This window comes from Mammaliicoccus stepanovicii, assembly GCF_002902525.1.
Taxonomy (GTDB): domain Bacteria; phylum Bacillota; class Bacilli; order Staphylococcales; family Staphylococcaceae; genus Mammaliicoccus; species Mammaliicoccus stepanovicii.
Genome location: NZ_PPQZ01000010.1, coordinates 20,496 through 36,569, shown reverse-complemented (window position 1 = coordinate 36,569; position 16,074 = coordinate 20,496). Strand labels below are relative to the sequence as shown.

The 16,074-nt window shown below is 33.5% G+C and carries 14 protein-coding genes; 3 read left to right on the top strand and 11 right to left on the bottom strand.

The features are described from left to right. Positions 1 to 211: 211 nt before the first annotated feature. Together CD111_RS01700 and CD111_RS01695 are read right to left on the bottom strand one after the other, a co-directional pair. Entirely contained in the window at positions 212 to 412 is a 201-nt protein-coding gene (locus tag CD111_RS01700) for a cold-shock protein (RefSeq protein ID WP_095085278.1), read from the bottom strand. Positions 413 to 655: 243 nt separating this feature from the next. Continuing rightward, positions 656 to 3,181 carry an MMPL family transporter gene (locus tag CD111_RS01695; RefSeq protein WP_095085277.1) on the bottom strand — a complete coding sequence of 842 codons (2,526 nt, stop codon included), beginning with the start codon at positions 3,179 to 3,181 and terminating at the stop codon, positions 656 to 658. 147 nt (positions 3,182 to 3,328) lie between these two features. Here CD111_RS01695 and CD111_RS01690 point away from each other — a divergent pair, with 147 nt between their 5' ends. Beyond that, on the top strand, positions 3,329 to 3,883 hold the full coding sequence (locus CD111_RS01690; protein ID WP_095085276.1) for a TetR/AcrR family transcriptional regulator: 555 nt from the start codon (positions 3,329 to 3,331) through the stop codon (positions 3,881 to 3,883). Positions 3,884 to 4,015: 132 nt separating this feature from the next. Further along, positions 4,016 to 5,275, top strand: a complete 1,260-nt coding sequence (locus tag CD111_RS01685; protein ID WP_095085275.1) for an ammonium transporter — start codon at positions 4,016 to 4,018, stop codon at positions 5,273 to 5,275. Between the two features lie 82 nt (positions 5,276 to 5,357). On the opposite strand, the gene arsC is transcribed toward CD111_RS01685, so the two are convergent. The 5 genes from arsC to betB all read right to left on the bottom strand — a co-directional run bounded on the left by arsC (position 5,358) and on the right by betB (position 10,774). Next, positions 5,358 to 5,771 carry an arsenate reductase (thioredoxin) gene (gene arsC / locus CD111_RS01680; RefSeq protein WP_095085274.1) on the bottom strand — a complete coding sequence of 138 codons (414 nt, stop codon included), beginning with the start codon at positions 5,769 to 5,771 and terminating at the stop codon, positions 5,358 to 5,360. A gap of 17 nt (positions 5,772 to 5,788) precedes the next feature. Beyond that, entirely contained in the window at positions 5,789 to 7,078 is a 1,290-nt protein-coding gene (gene arsB / locus CD111_RS01675; protein ID WP_095090042.1) for an arsenite efflux transporter membrane subunit ArsB, read from the bottom strand. Beyond that, positions 7,078 to 7,395: an ArsR/SmtB family transcription factor gene (locus CD111_RS01670; RefSeq protein WP_095085272.1), complete on the bottom strand. Its 318-nt coding sequence runs from the start codon at positions 7,393 to 7,395 to the stop codon at positions 7,078 to 7,080. The genes arsB and CD111_RS01670 overlap by 1 nt, the downstream gene beginning before the upstream one ends. A 138-nt stretch (positions 7,396 to 7,533) precedes the next feature. Next, positions 7,534 to 9,237, bottom strand: a complete 1,704-nt coding sequence (betA, locus tag CD111_RS01665; protein WP_095085271.1) for a choline dehydrogenase — start codon at positions 9,235 to 9,237, stop codon at positions 7,534 to 7,536. A 46-nt stretch (positions 9,238 to 9,283) separates the two neighbouring features. Continuing rightward, on the bottom strand, positions 9,284 to 10,774 hold the full coding sequence (betB, locus tag CD111_RS01660) for a betaine-aldehyde dehydrogenase (RefSeq protein ID WP_095085270.1): 1,491 nt from the start codon (positions 10,772 to 10,774) through the stop codon (positions 9,284 to 9,286). Between the two features lie 247 nt (positions 10,775 to 11,021). Here betB and cudC point away from each other — a divergent pair, with 247 nt between their 5' ends. Further along, complete coding sequence (gene cudC / locus CD111_RS01655) at positions 11,022 to 11,579, top strand: choline uptake/conversion transcriptional regulator CudC (RefSeq protein WP_095085268.1); 558 nt, start codon at positions 11,022 to 11,024, stop codon at positions 11,577 to 11,579. Between the two features lie 73 nt (positions 11,580 to 11,652). Here cudC and CD111_RS01650 read toward each other — a convergent pair whose 3' ends face one another. From CD111_RS01650 to CD111_RS01635, 4 genes are all read right to left on the bottom strand, one after another. Beyond that, the gene (locus CD111_RS01650) at positions 11,653 to 13,308 is read right to left on the bottom strand and encodes a BCCT family transporter (RefSeq protein ID WP_095085267.1); all 1,656 of its coding nucleotides are present in this window, start codon (positions 13,306 to 13,308) and stop codon (positions 11,653 to 11,655) included. A gap of 320 nt (positions 13,309 to 13,628) precedes the next feature. Then, entirely contained in the window at positions 13,629 to 14,204 is a 576-nt protein-coding gene (locus tag CD111_RS01645) for a dihydrofolate reductase family protein (RefSeq protein ID WP_095085266.1), read from the bottom strand. Between the two features lie 608 nt (positions 14,205 to 14,812). Beyond that, a complete protein-coding gene (locus CD111_RS01640; protein WP_095085265.1) occupies positions 14,813 to 15,316 on the bottom strand; it encodes a DUF805 domain-containing protein in 504 nt (167 codons plus the stop codon). 178 nt (positions 15,317 to 15,494) lie between these two features. Continuing rightward, the gene (locus CD111_RS01635; protein WP_095085264.1) at positions 15,495 to 16,004 is read right to left on the bottom strand and encodes a DUF805 domain-containing protein; all 510 of its coding nucleotides are present in this window, start codon (positions 16,002 to 16,004) and stop codon (positions 15,495 to 15,497) included. Between the last annotated feature and the right edge of the window lie 70 nt (positions 16,005 to 16,074).

Below are 16,074 nucleotides of genomic sequence, written 5' to 3'. Positions count from 1 at the left end.
TTATTCCATGACTTCGCCCTTTTCGTGGATTAACTTCCTCATTATTCCATGACTTCGCCCTTTTCGTGGATTAACTTCCTCATTATTCCATGACTTATTCAAGATTTAGGAATCTACTTTAATTAAAAATACACTCTTGATGAATATGAAAAATTGATATTTAAACACAAAAAAAGCCCAAGACAATTTTGTCTTGGACTTTTTTATTTATTTAGACAACAACAACATTAACTGCTTGTTCTCCACGTTGACCGTCAGTAATTTCGAATTGAACTTTTTGACCGTCTTCTAATGATTTGTAACCTTCAGCTGCTATTCCTGAGAAATGAACGAATAAATCGTTTCCGTCTTCTCTTTCAATAAAACCAAAGCCTTTTTCTGAGTTAAACCATTTCACTGTACCGTTATTCATATAAAATACCTCCGCGTGCTTTTGCACATAATATTTGTAACAAATTCATAATTAAAAAGAGGATATTCTAACAAATACACTACATTTAAATTCACGAGCTTTTATTACGTTAGATTAACTATACACTGAAAAACGTTATAAGTAAAGCTTTATTTATATATTAATTTTTTCCTCATAAATATACAAAAAAAATACTGACAACAAAGTCATTAACTTTGTTGTCAGTATTAAGGTGCTACTATATTATTTCTTATTAATCGTTTGCTCGATTAAATCATTTAACTTACTAATATTCTTACTTTGAGTTGTTAATAATGACAGCATATCGTCTTCATGGATGTCTCTAGTATCTGCTTGATTTTTATTATTCTCTACTCTTGTATTCGTTGCTTTTGCATGATCATCATGTCGTCTATCTTTAGTTTGATATTCTTTAAGTGCTTGATATAAGAAATCTCGTTGTGCTGTTTCATGTGCAATTTCATTATATAAGACTTTTGTTTTGTTATCAGTTTGAATTATGTTTTCTTCAGAAACTGACGTTCTTTGTTGTTGTATATTAAATGAACTATCAAATCTTGCTTTCGTACCTTTTATTGATGGTTGTGGTCTTGACGGCATTTTGTCTTGCAGCGCGTGACCTTCTATATCTACGTAAGGTAAAAGTCTATTTAACCATCCAGGCATATACCATGATGCTTTTCCAAATAATTGTGTTAAAGCAGGGATGAGTAATAAACGTACGACAAAGGCATCAAATAACACACCGAAACCGAGTGCTATACCCATTGATTTAATCATGACGTCATCTTGGAATACAAATGCGATAAATACACTGAACATGATTAATCCAGCTGCTACTACTACTGGACCACTTTCTTTTATACCTACTTTAATGGAATGCTCATTGTTTTTTGTTCTACTATATTCTTCATGTATACGTGACATTAAAAATACTTCGTAGTCCATGGCGAGTCCGAATAGTAAACCTATTGTTATGACAGGCAAGAATGCAAGTAATGGTCCTGTTGTATCAACACCGAACATTTCTGACATAAATCCTTCTTGCATCACATATGTTGTAAATCCTAGTGTCGCAACTAATGATAATACAAATCCTAATACCGCTTTTAATGGAATAATGATTGAACGGAATACGATCATTAATAGCACAAACGCTAATGCAACAATGACACCTGCAAATAATGGAATAGCTTCATTTAATTTTTGAGACATATCAATATTTATAACGCTTTGACCAGAAACTTCTGTTTTAAAGTCATATTTATCTTTAGCATCATCATTGTAATCTCTTAAATCATGAACGAGGTCATTTGTTGATTTCGCATTAGGTCCTTTTTCAGGGATAACTGCTACTAACGCATAATCTTTATTTTTACTAAGTTGTGGTGGTGTCGCCATATCTACATGATCCATATCATTAATGTCTTTAGTCATGTTTTGTAAGTTTTTTTGTAATGCTTTTGGATCATCTTTCTTATCTTTCACATTTACAAGCATAGCAATTTGGCCATTATACCCTTCACCAAATTTATCTGAAATAATATCATATGCTTTCTTTTGTGTTGAATCTTGTGGTTTCATTCCATCATCTGGAATACCTAATCTCATATCACTAATCGGAATAGCAGCAACAACTAATATAATTAAACCGATTAATATGGCTGCTATTGGTTTTCCAACTACAAAGTTAGACCACGGAGTGTCTACATCATTTTCAAACTCTGATTTCGTTACTTTAGGTTTAATTTGTTTATGGAAAATACTAATTAATGCTGGTAACAATATTAATGCACTAATTACAGCTACAAACACACTGATTGCTGATGCATATCCCATTACTGCAAGGAAATCAATTCCTACAAGTGCTAAACCACATACTGCGATGATAACTGTTACACCTGCAAAAATAACAGCGCTACCTGCAGTCCCAACAGCTAAACCAATCGCTTTAATATGATCTGGTTCTTTCTTAACAATTTGTCTATATCTAAATAATATGAACAAGGCATAGTCAATACCTACAGCTAAACCTATCATTACTGCAAGGGTCAGTGTAACATTTGGTATATCAAACGCATATGTTAGTAATGAAATAAGACCTATGCCTGTACCTAAACTGAGTAATGCACTGATAATCGGCATACCTGCAGCAATGAATGATCCAAATGTAACAAGTAATACGACAAACGCAACAATTACACCAATGATTTCTGAAGTACCACCGATTTCAGTTGATTCCATACCAGTACCCATTAATTCAACTTGTACATTGTGCTTATCTTCTAATTTATCAACTTCATCACGAATGTTGTCTTTTGATTTTTGAGTCATCGCTGTTGCAGAAATATCATAGTTCACATCAGCAAATGCTGTTGTTTTGTCCTTACTGATTTGCTTATTATCGTAAGGATCTGACACATTTTTAATATCTTTGTCATCATCTTTAATATGTTTTAATGTATCTTTAATATCTTTCGTAATATCTTTCTTAACAATTCCGTTATCAGAATCTGTTTTAAATACAACCCTGACTTGGGCCTTTTCACTATCTTGATTAAATTCATCTTCAATTTTCTTATTCGTATCAAGTGATTGTAAACCGTTCATCTTGATATCATTATCAAATTTCGGAGAATTTATCGTAAGTGGAATAACAATTGCTGCAAGTATGACAACCCAAGCAACAACACTCCACCATTTATGTTTAGCTACAAATGATCCTAATTTATACAAAAACTTTGCCAAACTATTGCCTCCTCAATTAATCAACGTTATAGTTTAAATATATAGTGTAGATTATTTATATTAACACATTAAACGCTAAACCCTAGTATAAAAAGATTTAATTATTGCAAAATGTATACTTAAACTACAGATTAGGAGAAATGTAGAATGAATGATAAAGATTTACGTGTCATTAAAACAAAACGAGCACTTTCACAAAGTTTAGCAACATTACTAGTTCAACAATCATTTTCATCTATTACAGTGAATCAAATATGTAATGAATCACTCATTCACCGCACTACATTTTATAAACATTTTTATGACAAATATGATTTATTGATTTATTTAATTACGGATATTACTAAAGACTATTTCTCAACTGATTTAAAAGAACGTATCAACTCACCTTTTGCAGTTATTGAAAAAACAAACGATATCACTGAGTTAAAACGAATCAAAGCGATGCAGGAAGGCGACAAAGAATTTGAAAGAACAATCGCTAATCATTTCATTCGTGTTTTGCAAAACGACATAAAAGAGAACGAGCATCGTATCTCCATGGATTCTGATATTCCGCCCGAACTTATATTTTATGTGTTTGGTGCTACCTTATTCGGATTTACAGAATGGATAAGAGAGCACAATATAGACCTTCCTTCGCAAGAAATCGATCATTATTTCCATAAACTTATTAATATTAAAGTAACTGATGAAAAATAAACATAATGTTTAATACTGGAAGTAAGTCACACTAATATGTTAAGTAAACTAACGCATCACGTAAGTATATATTACACAGTTTTGCTTTTTATTATCATGACCCATAATATCATTTATGAGGGAGTGATTTTAATGAATATAAACGATACATTATTTCTGTTTTTATGTACATTATTAGTGTGGTTAATGACACCAGGTTTAAGTTTGTTCTATGGTGGACTAGTTCAATCCAAAAATGTTTTAAATACTGTCATGCAAAGTATGTCTGCAATTATTGTTGTGACATTTGCGTGGGTTTTTATCGGATTTACTATAAGCTTTAGTTCGGGAAATAATCTTTTCGGGGATTTTACTTATTTAGGTTTACAGCATGTAGGTTTTTTTACCCAATCTAACTTATCAACACATGTACCATTAGCATTATTCATGCTTTTTCAATTAATGTTTTGTACCATTGCTGTGTCTATTTTGTCTGGATCTGTAGCAGAAAAAATGAAATTCTTCCCCTTTTTAATCTTTGTTTTTTTATGGGTAATTTTCGTATATAGTCCAGTTGCGCATTGGGTATGGGGTGGAGGATGGATACACAAATTAGGTGCTATTGACTATGCTGGCGGCACTGTCGTTCACATTACATCAGGAGTATCTGGACTCGTATTAGCAGTCATGATTGGTGCAGGTAAAAATTTCGATAAACGTCAACCACACAATTTAATTATTACGTTAATCGGTGGTATCCTCGTTTGGATAGGGTGGTATGGGTTTAATGTTGGAAGTGCATTCACATTCGATGAAATCGCTATGACTTCATTTGTTAACACTGTTCTCGCCGCTAGTGCCGGCTCTTTAGGATGGTCAATCATGGAATATAAAACAAAAAAAACAACAAGCTTAATAGGTATGTTATCAGGCATGTTGGCTGGTTTAGTTGCAATCACACCGGCTGCAGGATTTGTAAGTTATTCGAGTGCTATTATGATCGCCATTATAGGCGGTATATGTTGTCACTTCTCCATAAATTATATTAAAGTCAAACTAAGATATAATGATGCTTTAGATGCATTTGGTATCCATGGTATCGGTGGTATTGTTGGTGCAATTCTAACTGGCATATTTCAATCTAACAAAATCAACCCTTCTATAGAAAATGGTCTAGCATTTGGAGGTGGTATAAATACTGTTTGGGTGCAAATAGTCGCTGTGTCTATTACGATTATCTTCAGCGCCATCATGACCTACTCTATAGCAAAAATTATAGGAATGATAACAGCACTTGAAACAAATGAATTAGAAGAAAAACAAGGTTTAGATTATTTAGTACATGGAGAGCGTGCATATTACAGTGATGGGCCATATTTTAGTGGCGAACTTAATAAGTTACGAAAAAAATAATCCAAAAAGGAGTAGGGCATATTTAATGAGCTCTACTCCTTTTTGGATTATAATATAATCTACTTTTTTGCTTCAAATTTCATTATATATTCTCAACTTCTTGTTCTGCATAAAATCTCTTGATTCTTTTTCCAATTTCATCTCTAACATGTTGGAATTCTGACCACTCTTTACCAGCTGGATCATCAAAACCCCAATGTTCTTTTTTTACGTTTGATGGTAAGATAGGACAATTTTTATCTGCATCGTGACATAACGTAACTACCAACTCTGATTGTTTTAATATATTATAATCAATTAAATCTGATGTGTGCTTTGATATATCAATATTCACCTCTTTCATTGCATCTATAGCTTTTGGATTCACGCCATGCGTTTCAATACCAGCAGAATAGACATTCCAATCTTCACCTAATATTTTCTTCCCCCACCCCTCAGCCATTTGGCTACGACAAGAGTTTCCAGTACATATAAAATAAATTGTGTGCTTGCCCATCATTAAATCCTCTTTTCTTAAAATATAACCAACGTAAGATATAACCCTAATAATGTTACAAATAAAACAGGTATGGTAATGATGATTCCTGTTTTAAAGTATGTACCCCATGGTATTTTCACGCCTTTTTGTGCAAGTACATGCAACCAAAGTAACGTTGCTAATGATCCAATTGGCGTGATTTTTGGCCCTAAATCAGATCCTATAACATTTGCATAAATCATACCTTCTTTAATTAATCCTGTTGTACCAGATTGTCCAACTGCTATTGCATCAATTAGAACTGTAGGCATGTTGTTCATGATTGATGATAAAAATGCAGCAATAAATCCCATTCCCATCACACTACTAAATAACCCATGATATGAAATATTCGTTAGCACTTCAGCTAATACGGTTGTAATTCCAACATTCTTTAATCCAAAGACAACGAGATACATTCCTATAGAAAATAATACAATGTTCCATGGTGCACCTTGTATAACTTGTTTAGTATGTACAGCTTCAGATTTTCGTGCCAAGAATACAAATATCAATGCAATCATACCGGCAATGATTGACACAGGAACATGAATAAACTCGCTTACAAGATATCCAACGAACAAAACCGCTAATACAACCCAAGAAATTTTAAATAACTTCGGATCTTTAATCGCATTATCAGGTGTCTTAAGGTTATCAGTATCAAATGTGTTCGGAATTGATTTCCTGAAATACAGCCATAAAACGAAAATACTAGCAATCAGAGAGAACACGTTAGGAATAATCATTCGACTAGAATACGCAACAAATCCAATATCAAAGTAATCTGCAGACACTATATTAACTAAGTTGCTTACAATTAAAGGTAGTGATGTTGTATCGGCAATAAACCCACTTGCTATTATAAATGGAAATATTATTTTCTTATTAAATCCTAAATTACGTACCATAGCTAACACAATTGGTGTCAGTATTAAAGCAGCACCATCATTTGCGAAAAATGCAGCTACAACTGAACCTAATAACATAATGAATATAAACATCTTTAAGCCATTTCCATTTGAAGCTCTCACCATATGAATAGCAGCCCATTCAAAAAATCCAATTTCATCTAATATTAATGAGATCAGAATAACAGCTACAAAAGTTAAAGTGGCATTCCAAACGATACCCGTTACTTCTAAGACATCCGAGAAACTCACTACGCCTGTGATAATAGCAAGTATTACGCCAAATAAGGCAGTAATGCCAATATCTAGACCTTTTGGTTGCCAAATCACAAAAATTAAAGTTAATAAAAATATCAAAATCGCTAAAATAGTCATCATGAACAATTACCATGCTTCATATCATCACAAATACACTCATCAATGGAACGATTAATCGTATTTAATTTCTCAGTTATCATATTTAGCACTTCATGATTAAGTTGGTACATACGTTTATTACCATTTTTTCTAGTCATGACTAAATCATGATCGACTAATGATTTCATGTGATGGCTTAGAGTTGGCTGTGTATACTGAAAATGTTCTAATAAATCACATGCGCATAACTCACCACAAGATAGCAAATCTAGAATTTCTAATCTACTTGGATCTGATAAAACTTTTAACAAATTTGATAATTCTTTATATACCATAATATTTCCTCCTAGTTATCTACATAGATTATCATCTATATAGATAGTTGTCTATGTGATTAGAAACTTATTTTCAATATCTATATAAAAAGACTACCGGCATAAGCCGGTAGTCTAAAATCTTCTATATAAATAAACTTATTCGAATGATTCTACAGTACCTTCACTTGGATCATGTTTACCATGTACATAATAATCTACATGGTCAGGGTCTAATGGTTTTGCTCCACGAATAATGTCTGCTGCTTTTTCAGCTAACATCAAGACTGGTGAATGAATATTACCGTTAGTAGTTGTTGGCATAACAGACGCATCAACTACACGTAAGTTTGTCGTACCATGTACTTTCATCGTTAATGGATCAACAACTGCCATTTCGTCTGATGCTGGTCCCATCTTTGCACTACATGATGGATGTAAAGCTGTTTCAGCATCACGACGTACCCAATCTAATATTTCTTCATCTGTTTGTACAGATGGTCCTGGTGAAATTTCTCCACCATTGTATTTATCAAGTGCTGGTTTATTCAAGATATTTCTAGCAACTCGGATTGCTTCTACCCACTCGCGTTTATCTTCTTCTGTTGATAGATAGTTGAATACGAATTTGGGTTTAACATATGGGTCTTTAGATGTGATTTTCAGACTTCCACGGGAGTTTGAATACATCGGACCAACATGTACTTGATAACCATGTGCTGTTGCTGCTTTCTGACCATCATAACGCACTGCTAACGGTAGGAAATGGAACATTAAGTTTGGGTATTCAACTTCATCATTTGAGCGAACAAATCCTCCACCTTCAAAGTGATTACTTGCAGCTGCGCCAGTACGTTTTGTTAACCATTGTAATCCGATAAATGGCATCTTCAATTTATTTAAACTTGGTTGTAATGATACAGGTTCTTTACATGCATGCTGAATATATACTTCTAAATGATCTTCGAAGTTTTCACCTACACCTGGTAAATGAATACGTGGTTCAATACCAACTGATTTCAAGTGTTCACTATCACCAATGCCTGATAATTGTAGTAATTGAGGTGTATTGAATGCGCCTCCTGAGAGGATAACTTCATTCGCTAAAACCTTTTGTTTACGGCCATTACGTTTAAAAGTCACACCCGTAACTGTATTACCATCGAAATGCAACTCTTCAACAAAAGCACGTGTTTTAACAGTTAGGTTTGGACGTTTCATCGCAGGACGTAAATATGCACGTGAAGCAGATACTCTTTGTCCTTTATGAATTTGACTATCGAATGGACCAAATCCTTCTTGTCTAAAACCATTAACGTCTTTCGTTTTATTGTAACCTGCTTCAACTGCTGCATCGAAAAATGCATGGAACAATGGATTATTAACTGGGCCACGACGTAATTTGATTGGACCATTTAATCCACGAATTGGATCATCTTTATCTGCACCGAAAGTTGTTTCTAATCGTTTAAAGTAAGGTAAGCAATGTGAATAGCTCCAAGTTTCCATCCCTTCAGCTTGACCCCATTTTTCATAATCTAATGGGTTACCACGTTGATAAATCATTCCATTTATCGAACTAGAACCACCTAAAACTTTCCCTCTTGTATGGAATACTTTACGTCCATCCATATGAGGTTCGCCTTCAGTTTCATATTTCCAGTCATATAAACGATTACCAGATGGATACATTAAGGCAGCAGGCATTTGAATTAATAAGTCCCAAGGATAATCACTACGCCCTGCCTCTAATACTAAGACCTTCTTATCTTTATCTTCACTTAGGCGTGCTCCAAGTACAGAACCAGCACTTCCTCCGCCGATTATTATATAATCATACATTTTATCGTACGCTTTACTCATATTTTCTCGTCCTCCTGCTTATTATTTTTTATTCGACTTTACATATTTATTTACTGAACCAATTTACTGGTTCTGGATTTGTGTTCATTAATATATGTTTTGTTTCAAGATATTCTGCTAAACCATCGTGTCCAAGCTCTCGACCGATTCCAGACTGTTTATATCCACCCCATGGTGCTTGTGCGAAGTAAGGATGGAAATCATTAATCCAAACAGTTCCCATACGTAATTGTTTAGCAACACGTTGTGCTTTACCGATATCTTTGGAGAAGATACCACCTGCTAAACCATAAATTGAATCATTAGCTAGTAGAATTGCTTCTTCTTCTGTATCAAATCCTTCAACCGTTACGACCGGACCGAACACTTCTTCTTGTACAATTCTCATTGAAGTATCACAATTTGTAATAACTGTTGGTTCAAAGAAGAATCCACTTTGTAAATCTTCTCGTTCAGGACGTTTACCACCAATTGCAATTGTTGCACCGTCTTCTTTAGCAATAGCCATATAACCTTCAACTTTGTTACGATGTTCAGCTGAAATAAGTGGTCCCATTTCAGTAGTTTCATCAAAACCATTTCCAAGTTTAATTTTCTTGACGCGATCGATTAAAGCTTTCTCAAATTCTTCTTTAATGTTGTTATGCACAATAATTCTTGAACCTGCTGAACAAACTTGGCCTGCATGGAAATAACCACCATTTAAAGCTTGATCTACTGCCAGCTCTAAATCTGCATCGTCAAAAATGACATTAGGGTTTTTTCCACCTAATTCTAAAGCAACATTTGTCACGTTATCCGCTGCTTGTTTCATAATACGTTTACCTGTTTGTATACCACCAGTAAATGATACGAGATCGACTTCTTTATGTGTCGACATAATATCGCCTATATCTGATCCTGCTCCAAGAACTAGGTTAATCACACCTTTAGGAAATCCTACTTCTTCCATCAATTCAAATACTCGAATTGTAGTTAGTGGCGTTATTTCACTTGGCTTCATTACCAATGAACAACCTGCAGCTAATGCAGGTGCTATCTTCCAAGAAGCCTGTAATAATGGATAATTCCACGGTGTAATTTGCGTTACGACACCTACAGGCTCTTTCACTATCTTGCTTTCTGTATTTGGAATTGGTGAGTTTATTAATTCACCGCCATCTTTGTCAGCTAAACCTGCAAAATACATAAAGACATTATGAATATCATCCATATCCGCAAATGATTCTTCTAATGTTTTTCCAGTATCAAGTGTTTCTAATTCAGCTAATTCTGCTCGATGTTCTTTAATTTTGTCAGCAATTGCACGTACTTTCTTACCTTTAGCTTCTCCAGGTTCATTTGCATATTCCCCACTGTCGAATGATCGTCTAGCTGCTTGTATAGCACGTTCGACATCTTCAGTTGTACCTTCTGAAACTTCCATAATCACTTCTTGATTAAAAGGATTTATAATTTCACGTGTTGCTTTGTTCTGACTTTCTACCCATTCACCATCAATAAATTGACGACGAGATAATTTCTTTATAAGTTCCATTAAAATCGCCTCCGTTAATTTTGTTAAGTTTTTATTTAACGAATTTCACAAACTTAACTCTATCATAAAAATTTTTGTCATGTCAACTTCACTTTCCCCTTTTAAAGCTTTATAAATAACTTTAAGTTAGTAATGAATATTTCGTATTTTCTTAACAAACAATTAGAATTTTTGTAAGATAGTGATAAAATGAAGTGAAATGTATTATATAAAAGTATTAAGTAAGATTAATTGGAGGTGCACAAACATGGTGCGACATAAAAGTAACGAAAATAAACTTGAAGAAGCTAAAGACACTGTAATAAACTCGATTGCTCAAACAATGGATTTGTATGGTATCAATCGAAGTGTAGGAAATTTATACGGTATAATGTTGTTTAAAGAAAGCATGACATTAGATGAGATGCGTCAAGAACTACAAATGAGTAAACCGAGCATGAGTGCGGGTGTTAAGAAACTACAAGAATTGGATGTAGTTAAACAGCGATTTACAAGAGGTAGTCGCAAGCAACACTTTGAAGCTGAAAAAGATTTCTTTACATTTTTCAGTAATTTTTTCACACAAAAGTGGAACCGCGAGATCGCTATAAATATGGAAGCCTTGCGTGAATCTGAAGCCATGATCGATGAAATCATACAATCAACTGATGTCGATGAGAAAACAAAACAAGAAGCACTCGATATCAAAGCACACATGGAACATTCACGCGTTTATTACCAATGGCTTGGTTCAATTAGTGATTCCATTAAATCCGGAAAAATATTCGAACATTTCCCAATACCAGATCCAAAAGAATCTGAATAATAATATAAAAAACGAGAAAATCACGTATCACTATGATTTTCTCGTTTTTTATTGGGTATGAACTTTGCTACTTCTACAAATTATCGTCTCTATCTTCATCGTTTGTTTTTTCACTTACTTGTAATATCCTTAATGATCTTCTTTCAACTTTCTTAAAGCGCTCTGCACGTGTTTGTAGTGCAATTCGATCACCAGACAGTATCATCATAAATGAAATCATAATGATAATAAATATGACGATGAGTGGAACACCTGCAACAATTGAAGCAGTTTGTAAAATTTCTAATGCTTTCTCTCCACCAACTAGCATTAATGAAAATGGTAATAAACATAGTGCAAATGCCCAGAATAAACGATTTAATTTCAATGGTTCACCTTTGACACGAACTTGCGTTGCAGATGCGACAATATATGACGCTGAATCGAAAGTCGTAACTAAGAATAAAAATGCCGACAATACGAATAGTGTAATCACAATAGGCGCAAAAGGTAACTGATTAATAACTTCGATTATGGTCACTTCTGTCCCATGTGTGTTCAAATACTCAATTACATTAAACTGACCTGTGATTTGAAGAAATGCAGCATAATTTCCGAAAATACCAAAGAAGAGTACACAACCGAAAGTACCATATACGATTGTACCTAGAATAATTTCTTTTAACGTACGACCTCTTGAAATACGCGCAATAAATAATCCAATAAATGGCGCATACACTATCCACCATGACCAATAGAATATAGTCCATTGCTGAGGAAAGTTCGTTTCTTTCCGGCCACCAATACCACCAAATGGTTCAAGCCATGTCGCCATTTGGAAGAAGTTTTTTAGCATATTTCCAAAACCTGAAACAGTTGTTTCCATAATAAAAATAGTTGGTCCCGCAATAAAAATAAACGCGAGCAATACAAATGACAACCATACATTAATATCACTTAAAACTTGAATACCTTTTTTTAATCCTTGATAGGAACTATAGGCAAAAACAATCGTAATACAGATTAGTACGATACTTTTTACTGTCATGCTAGATCCGTCAACGCCTATTAATTTCTCTAATCCTGCTGAAATCATAGGAACACCTAGCGCTAGAGACGTCGCTGTACCACCTATTAAACCAAAAATAAATAAAATATCTACTAATTTACCAATAAAGCCGTCAGTCTGACCTTTTAATATAGGGCGACAAGCTTGGCTAATCTTATATACAGGTTGGTTTTTGACAAATACAAGATAACCAATTGGCAATGCCGGTAATACATAAATTGACCATGCAATCGGACCCCAATGGAACATGCCATACATCGTCGCATACTCTAATGCTTGACCACTCATCGGTTTTGCACCTAATGGCGGACCTTGGAAGTAATAAGCCCATTCAATGACACCCCAATATAGAATATCTGAGCCAATACCTGCGCAGAATAACATAGAAGCCCAAGCAAAATCACTAAACTCTGGACGATCACTTGCTCTACCTAACGTCACAGAACCATATTTACCAAAAGCGATATATAATACAAAACAGAATATGACAAGTCCTAAAACGAGATATACTGCACCGAGCTTAGTCGTTACGAATTCATTTAATGCAACTACTACTGCACGACTTTGTTTAGGAAAGACCATCATCGGTAAGACTGCCATCAATAATACAAAAACAGTGCCCCCAAAAACAGTCCAATCTATTAATCTTTTATCTTTACGCAATATAATGCACCCTTCCATAAAATCAAATTAAATATTCAATATAGAAAAATATTTATTGTTATCTAATGTTTTAATACATGAAATAGATTATCTAATAATAAATTTTAATGCAAATGACATTCAGTTTTTTAATAGACAAGTTTTGAATATATATAACTTTTCAATCTTTAAAATATTGGTAAATCACCATTATAAATTACATAAAGAACGTTAAGAATTTATTTAACACAACTAATAATGCATAATAATTCATAAATAAAGAATATTTATTTATTTGAAAAATCACAATAAAATCAAAAAAACGCCCTCTTCACGAAGACGTCTTCTCAACTCAAACTTTATTCAGTTTTCTCATAAACTAAACCTAATGCCCCTGACCCAAATGCTTTATTCGACTTTAATTTCAAGTCAGTTTTTGCTTTAATATTTTTAAATAACGGTAATCCTCCACCTATTAATGTCGGCGACACCGTAATTTTATATACATCTACTAAATTGAGTTCCATCAAATAATGTGCCAATCTTGGACTACCCAATACAACAATATCTTCTCCCTCTTGCTCTTTAAGTTTCAATATTGCTTCTTCAACATTATCATTTACAAGTGTTGAATTGTTCCATTCAACTGTATCTAACTTCTTAGAAAATACAACTTTCTCAACTTTCTCAATCCATTTAGCATGATTCAGTTCATATTCTGTTGCATTAGGATCTGATGGTACAGATGGCCAATAGCTATGCATCATTTCATACGTATTTCTCCCCCATACAATCGTGTCCGCCGTATTTAATACATCACTTGCAAAAGTTTCTAACTCAGAATCATATGTAACAAACCCTATATCCATTGCACCATTTGGGCCTTCAACATAACCATCCAAAGTAGAATGCAAAAATACTACTAATTTTCTCATAATATATTACCTCTTTCTGTCACTTTGGCTATATCTTTAAGTAACTTAATTCAAATATACCCTAAAATATGACAATCCAACAGAAATAAGAATTATATTTATATCAAATAGACCTATCATTTAAACAGGATAATATCCCGACACAGTATATTTCTTGAGAAATAATTTTTATGTTATTGAACATCCTTTAGCGTTAAATATTGTTTCAACATTTAAGAATTACATCAAAGTCTTGGATTAACTCTTCACTTATTCCATGAGTTGCACCTTGTCTTGGATTAACTCGACACTTATTCCATGAGATGAGGCTATGTCTTGGATTAACTCGATACTTATTCCACAAGTTGCACTATGTCTTGGATTAACTCGGTAGTTATTCCACAAGTTGTGCTATGTCTTGGATTAACTCAGCACTTATTCCATGAGTTGGTGGAATTTCTAGTTCTGAAACATCAATCCTAATTCCAAAAATTAAAAGCAGAAGAATTTCAGACTTGAATCTGATCTTCTTCTGCTTTATAAGTTTAGGAGACATGATTATCGCAAACTGATACTAGAATAAAATAGAAAGCTCCACGCCAATTTATAAATCAGCAATCTATTTCATTTTATTGATTATTTACTTCAGGAACCATTTCACAACTTCCCCCTGAGCCATATTTATTAGGCATCTTATCACCGGATTTGATTAGCACGTATAATATATATAACGTGACAAAGCCAGCAATTACTGTACCGAATGCACCTGCCATTATAGTAGCGCCTATCATACCTCCACTACCTGAACTTGCTACTGCAAGAACAGCAATTATGAATATTACAGAAGCACACACCGTAATAAAACCACTAATATGTGCAACTACTGCAAGAAGTAACGTGCGGTTTGTATCATGTAAACGTCTAGCCATAACTGTAAATGAGGGAATAATAATCGCTAATCCAAAGATACCACTTAGAAACCCTGCTGATACTAATCCTAATAAAGAAGATATAATAAAATTAATCCAAAAAGGATGCCAAAAATCAGCACGATTTGATCTTCCATTAATATCTAAAAATCGTGTCCAAAATTCTTTGTAACTTTTAATTACTTGATTTTGTGTATTATCCATGTGAAACCTCCTAATATTATCCCATTACTTTTATTATTTCTTTAAAGTGTCTATAGTTTGGTATACCCTAAAAATGAAAAGTTATTAGAAAAATGGATTACATTTGCAAAAGATTTATTCATTATTTAAATTCAAAACAATCTCAGCACTGTATATTTCCTGAGAAATAATTTTCAGATTATTGATTACTTACTTCAGGAACCACTTCACAACTTCCTCCTGAGCCATATTTATTAGGTGTTTTATGACCCGGTCTAGCTAGTACATATAATGCAAATATCGTGATGAATATATTGACAAAAATGAGTACTTGGCTAAATTGATAAGCTAACCATATATACTTATCACCTGCTCCGTCATATAACATCCCTGTATAAAGAAATATAAATAATACAAGTAAATATACCGGCCCAATACACCAGCTACAGAATACAATTATTGCGAATATCATTCTCCAATTTATATCATGTAACCGTCTTACCATAACTGTAAATGTTGGAATGAGAATCACTAATCCAAAGAGACTACTTAGAAATCCTGCTGATACTAATCCTAATAAAGAAGATATAATAAAGTTAATCCAAAAAGGATGCCAAAAATCAGCACGATTTGATCTTCCATTAACGTCTAAAAACCTGATCCAAAAATCTTTGTAACTCTGAAATACTTGAGTTAAATAATGTTTCAAAGTGATCTTCCAAATGTTTGATAATCATATAATACAGAATTAGAATTACATTACAAATATATCCATAAAT

Coding starts and splice junctions, on each gene's coding strand:
- CD111_RS01700 (WP_095085278.1), bottom strand. CDS start 412: ATGAATAACGGTACAGTGAAATGGTTTAACTCAGAAAAAGGCTTTGGT.
- CD111_RS01690 (WP_095085276.1), top strand. CDS start 3,329: ATGAATGATAAAGATTTACGTGTCATTAAAACAAAACGAGCACTTTCA.
- CD111_RS01685 (WP_095085275.1), top strand. CDS start 4,016: ATGAATATAAACGATACATTATTTCTGTTTTTATGTACATTATTAGTG.
- arsC (WP_095085274.1), bottom strand. CDS start 5,771: ATGGGCAAGCACACAATTTATTTTATATGTACTGGAAACTCTTGTCGT.
- arsB (WP_095090042.1), bottom strand. CDS start 7,078: ATGACTATTTTAGCGATTTTGATATTTTTATTAACTTTAATTTTTGTG.
- CD111_RS01670 (WP_095085272.1), bottom strand. CDS start 7,395: ATGGTATATAAAGAATTATCAAATTTGTTAAAAGTTTTATCAGATCCA.
- betA (WP_095085271.1), bottom strand. CDS start 9,237: ATGAGTAAAGCGTACGATAAAATGTATGATTATATAATAATCGGCGGA.
- betB (WP_095085270.1), bottom strand. CDS start 10,774: ATGGAACTTATAAAGAAATTATCTCGTCGTCAATTTATTGATGGTGAA.
- cudC (WP_095085268.1), top strand. CDS start 11,022: ATGGTGCGACATAAAAGTAACGAAAATAAACTTGAAGAAGCTAAAGAC.
- CD111_RS01650 (WP_095085267.1), bottom strand. CDS start 13,308: ATGGAAGGGTGCATTATATTGCGTAAAGATAAAAGATTAATAGATTGG.
- CD111_RS01645 (WP_095085266.1), bottom strand. CDS start 14,204: ATGAGAAAATTAGTAGTATTTTTGCATTCTACTTTGGATGGTTATGTT.
- CD111_RS01640 (WP_095085265.1), bottom strand. CDS start 15,316: ATGGATAATACACAAAATCAAGTAATTAAAAGTTACAAAGAATTTTGG.